The 23,054-nt window shown below is 38.6% G+C and carries 10 protein-coding genes; 5 read left to right on the forward strand and 5 right to left on the reverse strand.

Annotated elements, in window-relative coordinates:
- Positions 1-5: 5 nt before the first annotated feature.
- Together J580_RS07565 and J580_RS07570 are read right to left on the reverse strand one after the other, a co-directional pair.
- Positions 6-12,815: a hemagglutinin repeat-containing protein gene (locus J580_RS07565; protein ID WP_228131052.1), complete on the reverse strand. Its 12,810-nt coding sequence runs from the start codon at positions 12,813-12,815 to the stop codon at positions 6-8.
- 63 nt (positions 12,816-12,878) lie between these two features.
- Positions 12,879-14,636: a ShlB/FhaC/HecB family hemolysin secretion/activation protein gene (locus J580_RS07570; RefSeq protein ID WP_032003650.1), complete on the reverse strand. Its 1,758-nt coding sequence runs from the start codon at positions 14,634-14,636 to the stop codon at positions 12,879-12,881.
- A gap of 380 nt (positions 14,637-15,016) precedes the next feature.
- Between J580_RS07570 and adeT1 the strand changes: the two genes are divergently transcribed.
- A complete protein-coding gene (gene adeT1, locus J580_RS07575) occupies positions 15,017-16,012 on the forward strand; it encodes a putative multidrug efflux protein AdeT1 (protein WP_032003651.1) in 996 nt (331 codons plus the stop codon).
- Positions 16,013-16,086: 74 nt separating this feature from the next.
- Here adeT1 and J580_RS07580 read toward each other — a convergent pair whose 3' ends face one another.
- Positions 16,087-17,112, reverse strand: a complete 1,026-nt coding sequence (locus J580_RS07580) for an AraC family transcriptional regulator (RefSeq protein ID WP_032003652.1) — start codon at positions 17,110-17,112, stop codon at positions 16,087-16,089.
- A 191-nt stretch (positions 17,113-17,303) separates the two neighbouring features.
- On the opposite strand from J580_RS07580, the gene J580_RS07585 reads away from it, so the two are divergent.
- The 4 genes from J580_RS07585 (at position 17,304) to J580_RS07600 (ending at position 21,027) form a co-directional block, all read left to right on the forward strand.
- Entirely contained in the window at positions 17,304-18,218 is a 915-nt protein-coding gene (locus J580_RS07585; RefSeq protein ID WP_032003653.1) for an alpha/beta hydrolase, read from the forward strand.
- 30 nt (positions 18,219-18,248) lie between these two features.
- Positions 18,249-19,109 carry an SDR family NAD(P)-dependent oxidoreductase gene (locus J580_RS07590; RefSeq protein ID WP_032003654.1) on the forward strand — a complete coding sequence of 287 codons (861 nt, stop codon included), beginning with the start codon at positions 18,249-18,251 and terminating at the stop codon, positions 19,107-19,109.
- Positions 19,110-19,154: 45 nt separating this feature from the next.
- Positions 19,155-19,991 carry an SDR family NAD(P)-dependent oxidoreductase gene (locus tag J580_RS07595; RefSeq protein ID WP_032003655.1) on the forward strand — a complete coding sequence of 279 codons (837 nt, stop codon included), beginning with the start codon at positions 19,155-19,157 and terminating at the stop codon, positions 19,989-19,991.
- A 400-nt stretch (positions 19,992-20,391) separates the two neighbouring features.
- The gene (locus J580_RS07600; protein WP_032003656.1) at positions 20,392-21,027 is read left to right on the forward strand and encodes a PolC-type DNA polymerase III; all 636 of its coding nucleotides are present in this window, start codon (positions 20,392-20,394) and stop codon (positions 21,025-21,027) included.
- Between the two features lie 131 nt (positions 21,028-21,158).
- On the opposite strand, the gene J580_RS07605 is transcribed toward J580_RS07600, so the two are convergent.
- Together J580_RS07605 and J580_RS07610 are read right to left on the reverse strand one after the other, a co-directional pair.
- Positions 21,159-21,941, reverse strand: a complete 783-nt coding sequence (locus tag J580_RS07605; RefSeq protein WP_032003657.1) for an HNH endonuclease — start codon at positions 21,939-21,941, stop codon at positions 21,159-21,161.
- Between the two features lie 245 nt (positions 21,942-22,186).
- Positions 22,187-22,705: a GNAT family N-acetyltransferase gene (locus tag J580_RS07610; protein ID WP_032003658.1), complete on the reverse strand. Its 519-nt coding sequence runs from the start codon at positions 22,703-22,705 to the stop codon at positions 22,187-22,189.
- Between the last annotated feature and the right edge of the window lie 349 nt (positions 22,706-23,054).

Here is a 23,054-nt window from a genome sequence, read left to right on the forward strand (position 1 = left end):
ACTCCCTATTGTTCATGGAATGGTTTAGTAACTATCTTCATATCATAAACTTTTTTAGTTACATCATTATACTGATAATGTACTTCAACAGTTTTCCCTTCTTTGGTTTTAACTGTTCTACTCATTTTTACAAATCCAGCATCTTGTGGAAACCTTTGATCTTTATTAAGACTTCTTAATTCAACCCCAGATTTTGGATTTTCTACAACATCATTCCACACAATTTGTTCCTGTACATTTCTAGGTTGATTCACTTGTCCTTTAGCAATATTTTTAGGATTTGTTGCAGTCGAAATTTTCTCAGCATTTTTAAGACCTTCATCCCGCACCTTAGTCCTCGAAATAAGATCGTCATCTCTGTAAAAATTATTACTAATTTTTTCAGCAATACTTTTACCATATTGCTTTTCAATCCCAATCAATGCATCATCAGTTAATCGTGTAACTCCCGAAACAGTTCTGGTCAATCCTAATCCTAACATTGAGGCTTTAGCTAACTGCCTTTCATTTGGTGTAATTTCCTCACCTGTCAAAGGATCATATTTTGCACCTGCCACTGCGGCAAGTTGACGAAGTGTCATATTATTGATGACATTTAAAGCCTTATCACCCAAGCTCTTTTCAGGTATTGGAATCATACAGCTTTGCCCCTTTGGACAACTTAAGTGAGCTTGCGCTTCTTTTTCCTTTTTATTATCAGCTAATTTCTTTTCGACTCCCTTAGTAATGATCGAAAATTCATTATTCTCAACCGCATTCTGCCCAATCACACCCGCCAACTGTGCATTCGATGCTGAATCTCCAACTGTACCACCAACAACTGCGCCAATCGCTGCCGTTAAATCTCGAATACCTGATTTAACATTTTCCGGTAATAAGTTTGCATCAAACTTCCCTGTTTCAGGGTTAATAGCGGTTTTGCCATCGTTGTATTGATTCGCAAAGTAATCTGCCGCTGCCTCACTCGCAACTGCGACACTACCGCCAGCAGCTGGATTGCCTCCATTTAAGTAAGCTAGTGTTGCACCCAATATTGCATGACTTGCTAATTGTGCAGCTTTATTCTTGTCCTCACCATGACCAAACTTCTCGCCAATCTGCTGTGCTGCATACGGTGCAAGTGCATTGGCTGCAACCTGAATATCAGTTTGCCCACCAAGTGCGCCTGTAATCACTGTTGTAACAGCATTCAAGGCACGTCCTTTATTACCTCCCATACCCCATTGTTGGGTTACTGCTTTTTCATTTGCGAGCGCAGCATCATAAACACCGTATTGCGCTAAATATGCATCCTTATCGGACGCAGACATCTCTTTGAGTTTAATTTGTTCTTCTGGACTTAATTGACTGGCAATCTGCTTTCCAATCGTTTCTTTTTCTGCTGCTGCATTCTTGATCTGGTCTTGGGCATAGGTACGTGATGCCGCTGCAATTGTTGACGTCGCATCTGCTACTGTCTTTTGCTTATCTAAAATAGTTTGTAAGTTCGGCAAAGTCTCAACCGCTCTGTTGGCTGTTGCTGCATCGCTATGAATACCCAATTGCTCAACCGTAGTCGACTTTCCACCTACCGTAATATTACCTGCACTTAAAGTCGCATAAGTGGTACTGCTGTCTTTGTCAGAATCATGCTGTGGCAGGCTTGGGCTAAAGCTGGTTGCATTACGCCAGTTGTCATTATTGGTTGGTGTTGATGCTTTGCTATCTCCAGTTGATTTACCTTTACCTAAACTTGTACCTCCAGATAAGCTGACTGTAGTCGCATCGTACTGGCTTTGGTTTTCGATATTGCTAAAAGTTAAACGGTTCGTGGTCAGATCATTCTTATCTTTAGTTGCAGTTGAAACAATTGCACCACCTTTTAAATCAACACTATCTGCTTTTACATGATAACCACCGTCTCCAGCAAATAAACCAGACTGTTGGTTAACACTATTCGAATCACCCGAAGCCTTGCTACTATTAAAATTACCAGATGCCTGCCAAGCTGTACCAAACGAAGCTTGCAAGCGACCACCCGCTCCAGTTTGTTTGGTATTTTGCTCAACAGTGTCTTGTAAACTTTCAACTTTAAGCTGACCACCTACATTTGCATCAATCCGATCTGCTTTTGCCTGTGCTCCACGTAGTGTGGTGTCACCTTTACTCGTTAAGCTGATATTTTTTGCATCTAAAGTTGTTTGGCTATGTGTATTACTGTCTAAATGATTACTACCTTTACCAAAACCAGCCTCACCATAAATGTAAGCACCTGTTTGCGCACCAACAGAAACACCAACACCAACACTTAAGCCCGCATTACTGTTTTTACCATCAGCTTTATTTTGGCTTTGACCTGACTCCAGAATAATATTTTTTGAAGAATCTAGATTGATTTTGTCTTCTGCCTTCACCTGCGTATTTTGAAGGTGAATATCGCCATGAGTACTGGTTAAGTTGACATTGCCACCAGCTTTTAAGTTGTTTTGTTGCGAAGTGGCATAGCTGCTATTTTGCTGATTTTTATTGGTACTAAAGCCAATACCAGATTCAGCTTTAAATAGTGCGCCACCTTTTATATCACTATAGGTTTGGTAACCCTGAGCACCTGCTGCAACAGCTTGTAATGCTTGGGTACGGTCATCTGCTTTACTGTTTTTCGCTTTATCTGCTGCATTCAACAAATCAATGAGTGGTGAACTCACACGACTGAATTGTCCAATTTTTAGGTCTTTGCTATTTTCAGATGAGCTACCTGTGTCATGGCCTTCTAAAACCTGAATGTCTTGCGCATTAATATTTAAATCTTTCGCAGCAACAACGTCAGCAACTTGTTGGGTATATTGACGGCCTGCCTGAATATTGACATTGCCTTCTAAACTGCCCACTTGACTGCGTTGCTGTTCAACACCTTTACTATTGCTTTGGCTCTGACCATTCATATAGCCATAGAACTGCTCCGTATCCGAAATCTGCGCACTACCAATACCTTTGTTTGAACTCTGCTCACTTTGGCTTTGGCTGTTCTGGCTCGATTTGATATTGATATCACGAGCAGCATTAAGGTTCACATAACCTTTTGAGGCAACTGAACTACCGATAATATTAATATCGCCTTGCCCAGTTTGTAGGGTTGTTTTTCCACCCACCGAAAGCTGGGTTCCTGTCGTTTGAGTACTACGACCATCACCTTGGTTTTTGTTTTTGAATGTTCCAGCAGGTGCAGCCCAATCACGGTTATCAATACTAAAACCACTTTGTTTACGGTCAGCAGTTTGCTCTGAATGACTCTCGGCAATACCCAGATTAATATTTTCCTTGGCATGCAATAATGCATTGCCTTCGGCAGAAAGCTCGGCACCTTGGCTATTAATACTTCCTTCTGTTGCAATAATATTTAAATTGCCTTTAGCGGTAGCTTGAGTGACTACAGCTTGAGTGCTGGATGTATTACTGACCTGATTTGTTTTATTGCTACCAGCTTGGATAGTAACTGGTGTCATTGCAGCCATAGAAGCCTTACGAACTGCTTCACCTTGGGCCATTACCTGACCAACGGCGCTATCAGAGAATTGACCATTGTTCATACTGTTTTTGTAAGCAGAGGCAGCGGCCATCGCTGGAGAGTAGGTCACACCAACCGAAATACCAGACTGTTTACTATGAACTTCTGAATGTTGCTCATCGGTTGCATATGCTGAATTTAAATTAACATTTGCACCTTTTAGATTGAGGTCTTTTCCTGCATCTAAAATAGCTGCTTCAGTGGTCAAATCTTTACCAGCAATAATGGTCGTATCACCTTTTTGGCTACGAACTACACTTTGAGTTAAGGTTGTAGATTTTCCATCCTCTTTTGTATTTAAGCTCGATTTTCCATAACCTACACTTGCCACGCCATCAGAAAGGCTCGCTTTAAATCCTGATTTTTTGACAGTCTGCTCTTGTTGGTTGGAATATTGATTTTGTGCAGCAGTAATGTTCACATTTTCTTTGGCCTGAATTTGAGTCAATTCATTCGACACGACTTGGCTACCACGAATATTAACATTCTTGGCATCTAGAATGACTTTATTACCTTCGACCGTACTCGCAATTGACTCATCACGCTGATCATGGATAAAGCCACTTGTTGTTTTACTACTTAATGTACCTTTATGTTTGTTGTACCACTGACTATCCAGTTCGCTTGTCTTACGACCTTCTACTATATCCAACTGATTAACTGCAGAAAGTTGAGTTGTACCTTGTTCGCTATTTAAACCCGAACCTTGTACTTTTATATTTTGTCCATTTAACAGTAATGAGCCATTGCTATTAACCTGACTACCGACATCTTGAGTTTTCTGACTGGTAGAATGATTCTGCGCATCACGGTAAGTGCTAAGTTTATAACCTGTTTGTACGGTACCAATGTCAACATTACCTACCGTATTGATCACCGCTGCGCCATTGTTGTTATTGAGTTCCGCAGCTTTAAGAACCGTATTTCCAGCAACATCAACAACCAGCGTTGCCTTATTCGGCTGAATCTTATTACCACTACCTACATAAAGCCCAGCAACACGATCCACTCCTGTTGTGCTTGAACCTAAACCGCCAATCTGACTTTCCGAGGTTTTTGTCGTCGTCTCAATTTTAAGATTACCACCGACTTTAACAGCCATTGCATCTTGGGCACTGATTTGACCACCAATATTATTAAGGTCTTTTTTCGTAGTGATATCAACGGTATTGCCCTGAATACGGCCCATCAGGTTATTAATATTATTTGCAGTAATCTGAACAGCTTCTCGTCCAGCAATGGTTGAACCATTCAGTAAGTCGCCGTTTAACTTAAAGTTAACACTATTACCCGTAAGTAAAGAACCGTCTCCTTTTAAGTCTCCTACACGAGCTTTTACATACACTTGCGGAACAAGCGCTTTGGTTTTCGTTCCATCTTGTAGAGTCACGTCTTTTTCAACTAACCAGACAATATCACTGGTCAATTGCGCAATTTGTGCAGCACTTAAAGCAATACCCGGACGTAAGCCATATTGTTTGGCAAAAGTCACCCCGTTATTCATTAAGGCTTTATATTGTTCCTCATCAGATGCATAACCTTCCAAGAAACGATAACCAGTTAAGTTAGCTATCTGGTCTTGGACCATGCGCTGCTCATAAAAACCATCTCCTAAACGTTTTTGTTGTAGTGCAGGGTCAAGGCCTAAAGCACTGAGCATGTAGTTTGAAGACAACCATTGGTTGTAATTGGTAAAGTTCGGGTCGGTCTCAATGAGATAACCTGCTTTACTATCTGCTCCTGTTCTATACAAGGCATTGTTGGCAACTTTAATATTGTTATTATTAATGGTTCGAATTTCGAGTTGCTCCCCAGTACCAGCTTGATCTGGTGCAGTGGCCTGACCCGAAGTCGAGGCACCTGAAACTTGAGAAGCTTTTTGACCTTGTAATTGGTCCAAAACAGAGATTTGAGTGGTATTGTCTTTTTGTTGAAGGTTAGACGAGTTTCCATTTAACCCTGAAGTTTGCACATCTGTTTTTACAGAAGTCTGACCTGCTGCTTGTAAATTTTTATTTTGTGCAACACCTGCTTGCTCAACAAAAGTTGTATTAGATGTAGCTGTTAAATCATTAACATGAGTTGTTTTGGTCTGTGCATTCGTGATTGGGTCGCTATTACTCTTAGAAACAGCTGCAATATCTTGATTAGTTTGGTTCAACTCATAATGATCGGCGACTTGACCTATCGACACATTAGTTGTTGTTTCACTTGAAACTTCAAATGGTTCAGTCCATTGCCCTTCATATTTCCAGAAAATTTCTTTGGTGCCCGTGTCGACAACTCTTTTTATACCTTCAAAACTCTTTGATGTAATTGATCCACCATCATTTTTAAGTTCCCCCCCAGCCAGAATCTGGCTACTATCATTCACCACTTTAGCATTGGTTAAATCCAGATCACCTCCAGCTTTAATTTGGCTTGGAGCGGATTCAATGGCTTTGGTTTCATAAGTAATTTCACTATAGTGATATTTGGTCCAGTCTTCATACCAGTTACCGTCATAGTAAGTTCCATCGAAGTTACACCAAGCATTACAGAATTTTTCTAATCCATCTTGACGACTAGTTTCGACTAACCCAGTCACAAGATGCTTATTCATATTGTTAATCTGTGCAGCAGATAAGCGCATGTTACCTAAAGATTCAATGGTCGCGCTCTCATTGTTAACCACACTGGCTTGACCAGTCGCTTTACTGTTCTCATCTAAAGCACCACCTAAATATAAATTTGCAGCACTGAATATAAGTGCCTGGCTCGCATAATCTTGTGTATTTGCCAGATTATTTAACACTCCCACACCAAGGTTCATATCACCTCGTGAAGCGATAACAGGAGCCTTACCTTGAACATCTGGCAAGTTATTTAAAGTGTTAGCGCTAATCGCAAGATCTGTACCATAGATACGACCTGTACCTTGGTTATTTACAGTATTTGCTTTTAGTGTGGTGTAATCACCATTGATCAGCCCAGTGTTATTAATCTGGTCTTGAGCTTCAATCTGGGTATCGTGACTTTCAATCTGAGCATTGCTATTGTTGGTTATATTGGCTGCATTTAGTTTTAAAATATTGCCTGCATTGATTTTGCCATCATTGGTAATATCCGCAGCAGTACTTAAACTAAGATTGTTATTTGCCTGTAATTGACCTTCTTGAGTCTGCTTAAAGCTTTCTTTTAGAGTAATATTCGCATCGCCCAAACTTGCAATCTGACCATCACCTGTAAGCGATTGAGCTGTAATATTTAAATTTTCGCCTGATAGCAACTTGCCTTTTTGGTTATTAATAACAAGCTGATTGCCTTGTAAATTAAGCTGTTTAACGGCGCTGATTTCACCAGATTGGTTACTCAACTGCCCGCTAATATTAAGTACAGCATTTTGGTTACTACGGATTGCACCAGACTTGTTATTCAAGGTTTGGGCGCTCAAGTTTAGATTACCAGCATCAATACCTTGAACAGACGTACTATCAGTAAAGGTATTTTGGTTATCTAACTGCTGAGTGACAAGATCTAGCTGCCCTGTGGCCATGATATGGCTATCTGGGTCTGTTGCAACTAATTTACCTTGGTTATTGATCTGCTCAATGGTCAGCTGCATATCCCCCATCGACAAAATCTGTCCAGACTGGTTATTTAGCAGTTGTTTTTGACCTGTCCCTTGTAATTTCAGGTTTTGGGTTGCAAGCAAGGTTCCTTTGTTGTTAATAACCTGATTCGCGCTTAAATCTAAATTTTGCCCACTTGCAATGTAACCTTGCGTATTGTCGAGAGCACTAAGATTTTTTAAAGTGAGATTACCTTGGCTAAGTAATCCACCTTGTGTACCACTATTGGTATTCACCAGATTCTGCCCGTTGGTATCAAGCACAAGTGACGTTTTCGCCTGCACAAGGCCCTGATCATTATTAAATGGACCAGATAAAATTGAAATCTGATCTGAGCTGATCGTACCTTGTTGGTTCGTGAATGCCTGTTTCTGGCTATCTATATTTATTGCCGTTAATGATGTAATTTTGCCTAATTTGTTATTTACACCACCCGCTTTAAGATCAATTACGCCAGACGACTGCAATGATCCAGATTGATTATTTAAAAGTGAAGAACCTACATTAATATTTAATGCACCATTCACACTTCCAATTTTACCGTTGGCGTTATTTAAACCATTACCGTTAAGCGTAAGATCCTGTCCCGCTGCTAAAACACCTGTTTCATTATTCAAAAGACCTGTGCTTTGTAAGGTTGCACTACCTTGTGCATTAATCTGTCCTGATAATGAGTTATCAATTGAGGCAGCTATCACGGACATATCTTGTCCAGATTGAATAATACCGGCTTGGTTTTGTAACGCTTGCGTACCCGCTTGAACAGTTAAATTACCTTGGGTTGCCAGCTTCCCTTGATTGTTAATCAAACCTTGACTATGGATATTGAGGTTTTGATCAGCAACAATTGAACCTTGGGTATTATTAATATTTTTTTGGCTAGTTAAATCAATTTTACCCTGAGCGCTGAAGTGTCCAGCTGTATTATCTACAGATAAGGCTTTTGCTGTTAAATCAGTTTTTGCCTGTAATACGCCAGACTGATTGGTGAGAGCTTGATCTCCAACATCAATAACTAATCCGCCTTGGATACTGCCAATCTGTCCCTGATTATTATTTAAACCTTTACTGCTCAAAGTTACATTTTGGTTTGCAACCAAAGTACCTGCTTGGTTATTGATGAGTCCTGTACTGATGATATTTAGTGCATCTTGCGCACTGATTTGCCCTTGCTGGCTATTATCTAAAGTATTCACTTTCAGATTCAAACCAGCACCACTCAGTAATTGGCCTGCTTGACTATTATCTAATGCTCCATTAATTACCAGATCTAAAGCTGAACCACTACCTGACTGAATCGTTCCAGCCTGATTAGTTAAATTCTGACTTGTAATTGTGGTATGAGCATTCGATGCAATTTTCCCTGCTTTATTGCTGATGTCACCCGTGCTTGTAATTGTATTATCGGTAAGCGCAAGAATAGTGCCCGAATCATTATTCAAGCCACCACTCGTGATTTTCAGACTCGTTCCTGCTTGAAGTGAACCCGAAGTATTTAATAATTTTTCTTTTTGAGCATCAATGGTTAATGAACCCTGAACACTACCAATTTGCCCCGACGTATTATCCAAGCCCTGACTTTGAATAGAAACGTTCTGATTCGCGGCCATCACCCCAGTTTGGTTATTAATTCCTTGTTGCGATAAAACAGTTAAGGTATCTGTAGCATTAATTTGGCCTTTATTACTGTTATTTATTGAGCCTGCTGTAATTTCTGTAGTGTTGCCCGTCAATTTGCCTGACTGACTGTTATCTAATGCACCTTTGATATTTAAAGTAAGATCAGCATTTGTCTCAATTGAACCACCTTGGTTATTCAGACTTTGTCCCGTAATTTCTATGGCATCGCCACTTTGAATTTGACCTTTAAGGTTGTTTAATTTCTGAACTTTTAATGCCAATTTTTTTTGAGCTGAGATAAGACCAGACTGATTATCTAAATTTTGAGCGCTTAAAGTCAGATCTTGAGCAGCAAGTATTTTACCTGCTTGATTATTCAAATCGCCTAAACCAACATCTAATGAGACATTGCCTTGAACGCTACCAATCTGTCCTGAATTATTGGTCAAACCTTGACTGTGTGTAGTCACATCTTGTTTAGCAATGATTTGTCCAGATGCATTATTAACATCTTTACGACTACTTAAACTAAGTGAACTTTGGCTGTTCATAAGACCAGATTGGTTATTAATCTGGTCAGCAGTTACAGTTAAATCTTTTTCAGCTTGTAGAGTTCCAGAAGTATTATTAACTACACCAGATCCTGCATTAATCGCTACAATGCCTTGGCTACTACCAATTTGGCCACTGCTATTGTCTAGGCCATTAGAAGTAAGAGTGACATCTTGATTCGCCACAATTTTACCAGACTGGTTATTAATGATTCCCAAGCTGGTCAGAGTTAATGCATTTTGTGCAGAAATGAGTCCACTTAAACTATTATCAATAGAACCAGCTTGAATAACGCCATTCTGACCTGCGTAAATTTTGCCTGATTGACTATTATCGAGTAAGGCTGCCACATCAAGTTGTACATCATAATTAAGAGCAGAACTTAACTGACCACCCTGATTATTAAGCGTAGTTGTTTTTAGCTGTAAACCCGATTGGCTCTGAATAAAACCTAATTGGTTATTCAATTGATCTTTAATCGCTAAGGTAAGCGGTTTTAATGTACCGCGCTGAACCATTTGACCTTTTTGATGACTCAAACTATCCGCAGAGATATTGATCTGATTCACAGAAGTAGTTGCACCATCTAATACAACTTGTCCACCCTTCAATAATAGCTGTCCATTACTGAGAATCTGGCCTTGTGCTCCTTGCAATTGATCGGCAGTGATATTCAGTTGCTGACTCCCTGCATGGATAATCTTTCCAGCTTCATTATTCAGAGCAGACGTGTTCAGGTTAATTGAAGATGCATTACTACTAATTTCACCTGATTTATTATTTAAACCGTTTACAAAATCTAGGGTAAATTCATTGTTCCCAATATGCTGAATTTTACCTTGACTGTTATCAAGTTGTTTGGCGTTCAGCACTATATTTTGAGCACTTAATTGCCCTTGTTGATTATTAATCAGGTTCTGGCTAACTAGGTTGAGTTGATCTTTGGCAACTACGCTTCCAGCTTGTGTGGAAATGTTGCCAGTTACACTCCCTAGTTCAATATTTTGTGCCTGCAATTGCCCTTTTGCCGCATCAATATTGCTTTGTGCTTGTACTTTTAAATTACCGCCAGCTAAGGTTTGTCCATGTAAACCGACTTGATCTGAACTAATTGAAACATCACCAGCATTAGCTAATTTGCCTTCACGATCTAGGCCCGCTGCAATCAATCCACCTACACTATGTTCTAAAGTTGAACTGGTAATCTGGACATTTTTTCCAGCCGCCAAAGTACCAGCATTCTGAGTATTTTGTCCTGTAATCGTTAAATCTTGATCTGCATAAACACTACCAGTGTTTTTAAGTTGATCATGCTGTAACTTTATTGATTTAGCTTGAATCTGACCTTGAGTATTATCAAACTGCTGAGCAATACTGTTTAAATTTTGCTGAGCTGCGATAGATCCCTGATTGTTATTAACCGTCACATGTTTCTGATTAATTTGATCTGCAACAATTTGCCCTGATGTATTATTAAGTGATTGGCTATCTAAATTTAAATTGGTTTTAGCCTGAATGAGCCCCTCAGTATTATCAATCGCTTTATTCGCTTTAATATCTACAGCTTGGTTTTCTGAATACACAACACCTGACTGGTTCTTCAAATCACTTGCATTAACGTTGACAGTTGCTCCACTAGCAATTTGTCCATCAACATTATTCAACTCACCACTTACAGCTAAATCAAGCTGTCCAATTGACTGGATTTTTCCGCTTTTATTGTTGGCAGACTGAGTTTGAATATTAAGAGTACTATTAGAAGCAAGCTGGCCTTGCTGGTTAGTAAAACTTGAGGTTTGAATACTGGCACTTTTAACAGTAAGCTGACCTTGGTTATTATTAAAGCTATTTCCTTTAATATTGATAGCACCTAAATTAAGTTGGCCGCCTTGGTTATCTAAACCATTTTGGCTGTCTAAATCTACACCACCATTAGCAACAATTGCACCTTGATCATTATTCAGCACATCTGACACATGGATAAAACCAGTATCGTAAGTTTTTGGAGTTGTATCTACTGGAGTTACAACACCTAAACTTCCACCATCTTTAGATGGATCTGTTGGGACCGTCGGAACACTTCCACCTGTAGATCCCCCCGTACCGCCACCAGTATTGCTCTTAGCAATTCCAATTTTACCGCCAAGATTTGTCATTGAGCCTGATTTTAAATCAAGCCCTTGTATGCCTGTTTGTTCGATAGAACCACTATTTTTTAGATTTTTAGAATTAATCGCTATTCGAGCAGCATTTAACGTACCACTATTGGTAACAATACTCTGGTTTTGGAGATGTAACTCATCTGCACTACTGATTAGACCAGAGTTATTTAAATTTTGGCTCTCAACTGAAATTTGTGAAGTTGCACTACTGATATTACCTGTATTCTGAATGTTTTGAGCTTTAAGTTGCACCTGATCTTTATTTGCAATCAAATTACCACTATTGACCAGATCACCATTTGTATTCAGGGTAAGGCTGCTTTGGGTACTGTTAATCGAGCCAGCATTACGAACACCTAATCCTTGCTCTGTTCCTACTAGAAAGATTTTACCACCATACATTCCACCAAGTTGACCCACATCTAAGGCAAAGTTCGGCTGAGGTGTAGATGTTGACCCTGTAGTTGCTTTAATTTGAGGAGTAACTTGGTCTTTGACTTGAATATCATTTTGTCCAAGTACCGTGCCCAGTTCATTGGCATACAAGCCAGCATTGACTTTTAAGGCACGCGCATAAATATCTGTATAAGGTGTTAAGCTTCCATTTAAGCCTTTACCTTCAATCGTAACTTGCCCTTCACGGACACGGAATGATTCAAGATAACCTTGATTCATTACCGCTTGGCCGGTGGTTAAAGTAAAACGGTCTGCATTAATCACACCACAGCCATCACAAATTAGACCTGAAGGGTTTGCGATCACGACTTGAGCCTGTTTTCCGGCAACTTCGATATAACCTTTAAGTTGACTTGGGTTACTGCTATTTACCTCATTCAAAATAACTTTGGCTTCACCTGTTGCAAGCCATGGGTTGCCTTGTACCCATCCACCAATCTGGGTTTGAGTGTTATTACGCGAGTTATTTAAAATCGCACCTTCTTGACCAACATCAAACTGCGTATAGGTATTACGCGAAACACCACCTGCACTTGGAGTCTGAATATTGACTTGAGTTGTTCCATTAGCACTATTTAAAATAGTTGGCTGCTGTGATGTCGGAGCACCTTTGTCTGCAATGATCTGCGTTCCAGCAACACTACTCATTGGTAAGCTGATCACCAATGCCCCTAAACAACCAATAACGGCAAAGTTAAGCGGATTTAGTTTTTTATAATGAATAGGTGAAACAGAAGACGTTATTGAACCTGTTTCCATTGTTCCCTGACTTTGTCCTGCTTGCTTAGTTTTACTTTTTACAATCTCGGCAACAGCAATAAACATACCGCGAGCATGGCTAAAGATAATACGATAACGGTTCTTATTCATTTTAAAATCTCACTAAATCTTTTTTTAATACAATTAATTGCGTTCTAGACCTTTGAACTTAAATTAATAGGTCCAGTTCACGCTAAATCCAGTCGTGTAATCATCCGTTTCAAAGTGATCTGGCTTTTTCAACGGTGCTCCGACAAAAGCGTCATAATTCAAATGCAGAGGGACAATTTGTCCACGCAATCCAACAACTGCACCTAATAAACTGGTACCCGGTAAAGGGTTTGGATAATGCGCGGTTTTTCCACCCACCTCTCCATAATCAATACCGGCATACCATGAATGTGGTTTATTCATGATTGAGCCACTCAGTTCATTGCGAACTAAAAAGCCATTATCTGCCAACAACGTTTGCTCACCGTCAAAACCTCTTACGGTATAACGGTTTCCAATCGAGAAGCGGTCTTGCGGTGTTAAAGGTTTATTACTGTGCTGGGTACGCCATTCTGCAAGATATTGCAGGTTCTGTTGCCCTACTTTAAAAGGAACTTGTAAACTGGCATTGGCCTGTAAAATCCCTACATGTGTATAAGCCTCACCAAAATCTTCTTCTGGTGCTCTCATTGCATTAAGCCAGCCTGTACCACGCTTATAAGTCACATTACCGCTTAAAGTGGCATTAGAAAAATATTCGGTATGATCGAGACTTGCTTTCCATCCCGCCGTTTTTCGGCGTTGTACTTCTACTTCAACATCATTGATATAGTTTTGTGATTCACGATACCAGCCACCAAAACCTACGACAGTTTTACGGTGTGCATCGCGATAAATAATTCGGGACAAATCTGCATTAATAAGTTCGCTTTTACCGCTATATTGATAGGTCTCACTGCTTCCGGCGACTGTTTGTAAATAGTTAGAACGGCTATAACTGGTTGAAAATAACCAATAATCAAATGGAATGGTATAACTTGCATAAAAACCATCTGTACCATGCTTACCAGAACCACTACCCCCTAAGTCATGATTATAACTAACATAAAACAAATCATTTAAAGTCAACACATGGTCAAGTGACAAGGTCGCTGTACCTTGGTATTTTCCAGTAGCATCAGAACCTGAATCATCAATTCCCACATGTAAGCGATAAGGTTTAGCCTGTTGCCATGCAAGAATCACATCACTATAGCCCGGTTCATTTTTTTGTTCTGCTGGCTGAATTTTAAAATCAGCCTCAACCGTAGGTACTCTTTTAAAGTTTTCTAAGCCTTGCTCCATATCACGAATATTTAAAAGCTCACCCGATTTCATCGGTAAAGAGTTCCATAAATGAGCACGTTTAGAAGTACCTTCAGCAAACTTAATCTGATCAACTCGGCCAGGAATAACACGAACTCGAACAGTGCCAGATGCGATATTTTGCTGAGGAAGCAAAACTCGTGTTGTGACATAACCATCTGCAATAATTTTGTTTTGAACAAGATCAAGTGCCTGATTGAGACCATTTACACCCAAGCAACGTCCAATAATATTATTCTTGCCAGTCGTAATCACATTAAAATCTGATATGAATTGATAAGCTAAATCACCTTCTAAAAGTATTTTTTTAATTTCAAAACAAGGAGTTTCACTATTAGAGCGTAAATATTGTAATTGTTGAGCTAAATTTTTATTTTGTTCTTGCCCCAGATTGACATTCACATTGGGCTGGATTTGTTTTTCTAGCGCTGTATCACGTTGTTGTTGACGAGTAGACTGATCAGCCTGAATTCGCTGTCGAATCGGGTCATCAGGATCTGCAGCGTAACTTAATCCTCCCATAATCGATAAACAGATAAATAAGACACTTTTATTAAATTTGTTATAGTTCACCATAAACTAGGCAATCCGTGATAAATATCAACTTAATTTTATTTTAACAAAACCTTAACAAAGTGGAAGCATTTTTTATACAGATTTGTCTGTATATGAAGCACTATTTGACGAACGGATTAATTTTTCTAAGATTACTCAACAAGAAATGTATCTCCATTCCCATTAAGTTAGAACTTGTTCAAGAAACCAAGTATTAGTATTTATAATAAATAGCTATTCCGTCATATTTTTCATTTTCTCTTGCACAATTTTCTACTTCATTAAGTAGTAATAAAGCCATCTTTTGACCTTTTCTCTTTAAATTCTTATTGAAATGTCATATCTAATCTAAGCAAGATTCATAAAATAATTTTTATAATTTAAATAATGGATAATTAAATATGGATCGTTTTAAAACTATTTTATTGATTACAAGCACATGTTTAACAACAACTCTTTATGCAAAACAACAAGTTGTCTGTGTGTATGACCCAATTGGTAAATCGGGAGATGCTTTCGCTTTAGCCAAAGATTATGCACTTGAAGCCAAGAATTGGGGAGCTGATCTATCTTTAAAAGCATATGTTGATGAACGCGTTGCAGCTGAAGATTTAAAAGTTGGAAAATGTGATGGCGCTATTATTAGCGGTTTACGTGGCCGCCAGTTTAATAAATACACAGGATCTTTAGATGCAGTTGGCGCATTAACAAATATCAAAACGGCGATTAATGCCTATAAGCTATTGTCCTCACCCATGGCCGCAAAAAACATGGTGGTCGGTCCTTACGAAATTGCAGGTTTAGGCACAATTGGTCCTGCCTATTTATTTGTAAATGATAGAAGTATAAATACTCTCGCGAAGGCTGCCGGTAAAAAAATTGGGGTATTCAAATATGATGAAGCCCAACCAAAGCTTGTGCAACATGTCGGTGGTCAGGCTGTATCGGTAGACGTTACCAATGCCGGTGCAAAATTTAATAACCATGAAATTGATATTGTGCCCGCTCCTATTGTGGCATTTAAACCTTTTGAACTACACAAAGGTTTAGGTGAGAAAGGAGCAATTGTTCGTTTTCCTTTAACTCAAATTTCGGCAAATTTTATTATTCGTAAAGATCAGTTTCCAGCAGGTTTTGGGCAAAAGTCTCGAACTTGGGTAGCCAGCCAACTCAATAGAACGTTTAGCATTATTGCTAAATATGAAAGTGATATTCCTTCAAAATATTGGATGGAAATTCCTAAAAATGAACAAGTAAATTATATGAAAATGATGCGCGAGGCACGTATACAGCTAACAAAAGCAGGTATTTACGACCCTAAAATGATGAATTTTTTGAAAAAAGTAAGATGTAAAGAAAACCCAAGTAATTTTGAATGTGCATTAAACGATGAATGAACACTCAAAACATCTGCTTATCTTTTTAAAGCATTTGTATAGAGCTAAAAGGTAGAACCTATAGTATAAAAGTTCTACCTTAACTCATTCATTTCTTCTCTAGCTTGTTGTGGCGTTTTACCCGACCACTCTTTATAAGCCCGTGTAAATGGGCTGTGCTCGGCATAACCTAACAGTAAGGCTATTTCTACAATTTGTAGTCTTGGATCTTTTAAATACGATTTTGCCAATTCGTAACGGACAGTATTTAATTCTTTTCGAAAATTTGTTCCTGCCTCGGTTAAACGGCGTTGCAAGGTTCTGCGTGAATAATTTAATCGCTCTGCAAGTTGTTCAATAGTTGGTTCGCCTTGATGAAGCAAGTAAGCAATCTGTTTACGGACTTGATCTGTAATTTCATCAATATGTGGCAGGCTTGCCAGTAACTTGTCGGCATGTTTTTCTAGTATGGCAACTAAGACGGTGTCGGAGTTTTTAAGCGGTAGACTTAAGACTTCCTTATCAAAACGCATAAGTGCCACGGGTTGGTCAAAAAGTACAGGACAGCCGAAATATTCTTCATAAGGCTTAACATTTTCAGGCTGTTCATGAATAAAATGTATTTCTTTTAGTTTTACTTTTCCTCTAATAAGACTACGGCAAAACTGAACTATAACGGTACGGCCAGTTTCATCCGATAAAGGGCCGACTTGCTCACCTTTTGTATCCCATGAAAGTTCTACATATTCAGTATGAATGTGAACAGTGGCAGGATAAACATCATAGACAAGCCGCTGATATCGTTCAAACCTATCTAAAACTGCCCCCAGATTTTCACAGGCAAGGAATACAGATCCTAAAACACCTAGATGCTGAGCTGTAATGGTTTGCCCCACATGCAAACCAATAAAAGGGTCATTTAAATAATCTTTAGCAATAATAAGAAGATTTTCCCAATGGTCGATATCTACGCCTTCTAAATGATTTGAATCTGCTTTAGGCCACGGTTCACCTAGCACCTTTTCTGGGTCATGACCTAGTTTTTCGAGATATTCAAATAATAACTGAACATAGATTTCAGAAATCCTTCTTCTATACAACGGCTTATTCAATCCATTCATTCCGTATAGTTCTAATTTGGCGCCAATTATCAATTAGTGTACTTAAAGCTTTTAAACAAAAGCAAATGACTAAACACACCTACTCAATCCAAATTTTGGCGCAAAGTGTCAAGCAATATGGCAGCTTTCATCAAGCCTAATCTCATTATTTTTCAGAAGATAGCGTTATTGCCAATATTGAGAAAAATACGATGGTTAAAAGTTTAAATAATGTGACCCAAGCTCCACTTGATGTTCAGTTTAATTCAAATGGCATGAAATGCAGTGCCTATTTATATCGTCCAGCGACCGAGGCCACTACACCAATTATTGTGATGGCGCACGGTCTGGGTGGTACTCGTAGAATGCGTTTAACCGCTTTTGCCGAACGTTTTGTGGCAGAGGGTTATGCTTGTTTAGTGTTTGATTATCGCTATTTTGGTGATAGCGAAGGACAACCTCGACAATTACTAGACATAAAAAGTCAGCTTGAAGACTGGAAAGCCGCTATTGCCTATGCACGTAGCCTAGAAAAAATTGACCCAAACCGCGTGATTATATGGGGGACTTCTTTCGGTGGAGGCCATGTATTGGCAACAGCGGCTAACGATAATCGGCTTGCTGCTGTTATATCACAATGCCCCTTCACTGATGGTTTCTCATCCAGCATGGCAATGAACCCAATAACAACCCTTAAGCTCACGGGACTCGCTTTAAAAGACAAGATCGGATCAATGCTCGGCACAAAGCCAGTCATGGTGCCTCTTGCAGCTCCAACAGGACATACAGCATTAATGAATGCACCTGACGCTTATTCAGGCTATCTCGCACTTATGCCTTCTGGATCAAATATTCCAAACTATGTCGCTGCACGTTTTGTACTCGACATCATACGCTATTACCCGGGCCGTAAGACATCACGTATTCAAGCGCCCGTGTTGTTTTGTATCTGTGATACCGACTCTGTTGCACCCTCAAAAACAACATTGCGTCATGCGAGCCATACACCCAATCATGAAATTAAGCACTACACCGATGGTCATTTTGAAATTTACGTTGGAGAAGCTTTTGAGCGTGTTGTCCGTGATCAGATCGACTTTCTTAAACGCATCGTTCCAGTCAAGTAACAGTAAATTTAAAATATTTGGAGAAAGACCATGAAATATGACCTTAACAAAAAAGTTGTTTTAATTACAGGAGCCGCTGGAGGAATTGGTGCAGCAACAGCCCGTGAATTTTATGCATTAGGTGCAAACTTGGTACTCACCGATATGCAACAGGAAGCTGTAGATAAACTTGCATCTGAATTTGAGGCATCTCGTGTTTTACCATTAGCGCTAGACGTTACTGATGCAGTAGCTACAAAAGATGTCGTCCAGAAAACAATAAAACACTTTGGACACCTAGATATAGCTTTTGCCAATGCAGGTATCTCATGGCGTGATGGTGCTTCGACAATTGCTAGCTGTGATGAAGCTGAGTTCGATAAAATTGTTGAAGTTGATTTACTGGGTGTCTGGCGCACAGTCCGTGCTGCATTACCTGAGGTAACCCGTAATAAAGGACAAATCCTCATAACCTCTTCTGTTTATTGCTTCGTCAATGGAATGGCAAACGCTCCATATGCCGCTTCAAAGGCGGCAGTAGAAATGCTCGGACGCTGTCTCCGTACAGAGATTGCATATACCGGCGCAACAGCTAGTGTTGTCTATCCAGGCTGGACAGCAACACCAATCGCCAAGGTTGCCTTTGGGGGTAATGCAACTGTAACGGAGATGATTGAAGCAGCATTTCCGGCATGGTTACGCAAACCTATTACTCCGGAATACATGGCGCAAGCAATTGTAAAAGGTGTGCAGCATCGCCAGCCACGCATTTTTGCTCCAGTGCGTTGGGTTCCGTTCTCGATATTACGCGGAATGTTTAGTGCAGGTAGTGATGCAATGGTAGTACGCCATAAGAAATTACAGGGTTTACTTCAACAACTTGAAAGTGAATCAAAACCTATTCAGAAATAATCCATTGCCTTAAAGCTCATTTATAAAAATGTCTGGAAATCTGATATGTCTAAGTACAAATTAAAAGATAAAGTTGTGGTCATCACAGGTTCAACAGGTGGACTAGGACTTGCGATTGCTCAAGCATTACAAGCCAAAGGCGCAAAACTAGCACTCCTAGATTTAGACCTTAACAAACTCGAAAGTCAGGCAAAAAAGCTAGGTGGGCAAAGCATTGCCGCAGGTTGGGTAGCTGATGTACGCTCTTTGGAAAGCCTAGAAACGGCTATGGTAAAAGCAGCTCAACACTTCGGTAAAATTGATGTGGTAATTGCAAATGCTGGCATAGCTACAACAGAAGCACTAAAACATATGGCCCCTGAAACCTTTGAGCGAACCATCGATATTAATCTTACAGGGGTATTTCGTACTTTCCGCGCAGCTATACCGTATGTAAAACAAACTCAGGGATACTTACTGGCTGTATCTTCAATGGCGGCTTTCGTCCACTCCCCGTTAAACACGCACTACACTTCGAGTAAAGCAGGCGTTTGGGCTTTATGCGATAGTCTTCGTCTGGAATTAAAACATTCAAATATAGATGTTGGTAGCCTTCATCCGACCTTCTTTAAGACCCCAATGATGGACAGTATTCAAAATGACGCAGCAGGTAAAGCTGTATGGAAAGGTAACTCGGGTATTTGGAAATATATATCTATTGATGAAGTTGTCTCAGGCGTAGTTGAGAGCATAGAACGGCGTAAAGATATGACCGTTGTACCTAAAATAAACACTCCGATTGCCAAAACACCAGCACTTTTTAGAAATGTGATTGAGTTTTTAGGTTTCAACCGTAAACAACTTAAACAGACCATGCTCTTGGCAAAGAAAAACCATAATTAACTTTAAGTATTTTCTAACACGGATGTTTTGAGATATCCGTGTTTATTTAATTAGTAGCAAAATTCTAATCATTGACTCAGACCATAATCTTATGTAGTGCTACTTTCTATTAAAATTTTCTTTTTCAGATGCAAAAAATGTTCACCAACAACTTCTAACAATTCAGCAACAGCAGTCATAGCTTCTTTTTTGAAGACATCATTCTTTCTTGTTAGGTCATTCTGAAGTCGCATAACTTCATTGTATGTTAAACACAATATCTATCTATTGTGATATATCTCTACAACAATAATTGCTCACCTGTAGATCCATTGAATGAAAGAACTCATAACTCTTTTGCTAAAATATGATGAAAAGTGTTGTGCTTTTAATACCTAATTTCTAATAGAGAAAGCGTTTTATGAATGTTTCGCCAATCATTGTACTTGATTTCGAGACCACAGGAGTCAGCCCTGAGGCTGGTGATCGTATTACAGAAGTCGCGGCTTTACGTATTGTAGAAGGTGAAATCACAGAACGTTTTGTTTCATTAATAAACTGTGGTGTAAATATTCCATACTACATCACAAAGTTGACTGGTATTACTCAAGATATGGTTAATCATGCTCCTTTAGTGGAAGAAGTCATTCCTTCTCTATTGGACTTTATTGGAACAGATCCTTTACTTGCTCACAATGCAGGATTTGACGAGAAATTCCTAAAAGCAGAAAGTATTCGACAGGAGTTAAGTCCATCACACAATGGACTCATTTGTTCTTTGAAACTTGCTCGCCGTATTTTACCTCATCAACCCAGTTATCGACTTGGGGCAATGGCAGACTTATTTAATATTAAGTTTAATGGCACAGCTCATCGCGCAGAAGCAGATGCTGAAGTTACGGCTCAATTATTCAACTATCTTTGTATGAATATTTGTCACACATATGGCTTCAATAGTATTGATCAAGAGTTATTGTTAGCCATTAATAAACTTACTATATCTAGAGTACCGAAATACCTAAAAAATATAGCTGCTCAATCCTTACTTCTTAAATAACAATCCATAGGCGATATTCCCTGCTAATTTACAAGTGTCCTCATGAAAAATTTAAGATCTCATTTTTCGACGTAAATCAAAAAACTAAAGCAACTGCCTATTTTTTCAAAAAAATTATTTAATTAATATTGTTACACCACATTCCTGTTAATCATTTTTTGTAGATCCTCAACTGTTAATGTTTTATCTCTTTTTCTATGAATAATTGCATGGCAGTTTGCACATAATGGGACTAGATCTGTCTCAGGATTTACTACTTTTTCACCTACTGAAAAAAGCGGCTCTATATGATGGATATGAATAAATCCTTTCGCATAATCACCATAAAATTCTTCAAAATTAAAGCCACATGCAGCACACGCATAACCATGAATTAAAATTGCTTGTTTTCTAAGCTTTTGATCTCTTTCATACTTAGTAGTGATTTGTAGAGTTGGTTTGCCTTCTACTCCAGATTCAAAACTTTGGCTATCCTCATTAGATAATAGTGTTTTTGTTTCTGAAACAGGCCCCAAATTCGCCAGGCTTATAATTGCATTGTAAGTATCATCATCAATCTCTCGTACACCATCTCTCCAATAATTCTTTTCCTTATTTTTAGGAATTTTTTCTAGATATTCATTATTTATTTGAAAATCAACTGGTTCAATAAAAGGCCTAAAATTAATAATTTCCGCTAAGAGTTCTTTGTCATTATTGATGGAAATAACATCTCCTACCTCAGCGATCCCCAAATAATGAGGAAACTTACTTAGTCGACGAGATTCAAAATTTTTATCTCTCATTCGTCCTTTGTAATAAATAACTTTTTCACCAGTTAAGAGTAAGTCCTTATATCTTTTAGGAAAATGATAAACCTCACCTGTTAAATCATCCCACTGTGAAATATCATTTTCTACAATAACTGTTGGCATCTTTATTCCTAACTAACTCAATTTAAAATATTAAAAAGATGTCAAAATGATCTACGATCTAAAAATACATTTTAAACTTATTTGGTTTATTAAGTTAATAAACTTTAATAATCATCTAAGAAAAATTTAACAATTAATCATATTGTTAGCTTTAAGTGCACATAAGTTAAGTAACAGGTTTAAAAAATATACACCATAGATAGTTTCCAAAAATATACACCATAGATAGTTTCCAAAAATAGAACTCAACCAAGCCTTTTATAATAGATAGCCGTACCGTCATAGCTCCCATTTGAACTTAATGCAAAACTTGGGATGACACCGACACGAACAAATCCAATTTTGCTATATAACTGCTCGGACACATCACCTTCACGCGTATCTAATACAAGTAAACGCAGACCATTTTGTTTTGAAAAACTTTCTAGCTCATTCAGTAGTAATGTTGCTATTCCTTGTTTTCTTGCTGCTGTCAGGACCATGAGTTTTTCAACTTCAGCTCTATGAACGCCGTTCTTTTTACTTACCAAGGATAATTGAACACTACCTACGATCTTTCCTTTTTGTATAGCAATCCATAGACGGCTACTACCTTGTTCTAATTTATGGTTGACCTCACGCCAATAATTTAAGACCTCGTTCTTATCTACAGGAGCTAAGAAACCTATAGAAGCTCCACTATTGATAGAATCCTCTAACAGTAGCGATAAGCCTTCTTCATAATCACCAACTTCTTTTATTTCTAAAATTTCAATATTTTTCATATTTTTTCTCAAAGTTATCTAAATAAAATTTCATTTAATATTATTTATAAAATAATTATCAGGTAGGTAACTATTGCAATATAGAAATTCTTTGTTAATAAAATGACATGATTATATAAACTAATTCCTTGGCTAAATCATCGCTACCTATTTAGTTTCAATATCGACTCACCATTATATTAGTTAGTACTATAGACCCAAAGTATTGTGCATTAGATTTTAGGTTTAGGCTTATTCGTTTTGAGACTAAATTGCTGAATAAGCCTTTAAGAATAGTTTTTATGAAAATGCTAAACACTACTAGTTTCAAACATCTTTTTTCAAATCTGATTCTTAACAGTGATGATCG

The organism is Acinetobacter sp. 1542444, assembly GCF_000581835.1.
GTDB lineage: Bacteria > Pseudomonadota > Gammaproteobacteria > Pseudomonadales > Moraxellaceae > Acinetobacter > Acinetobacter pittii.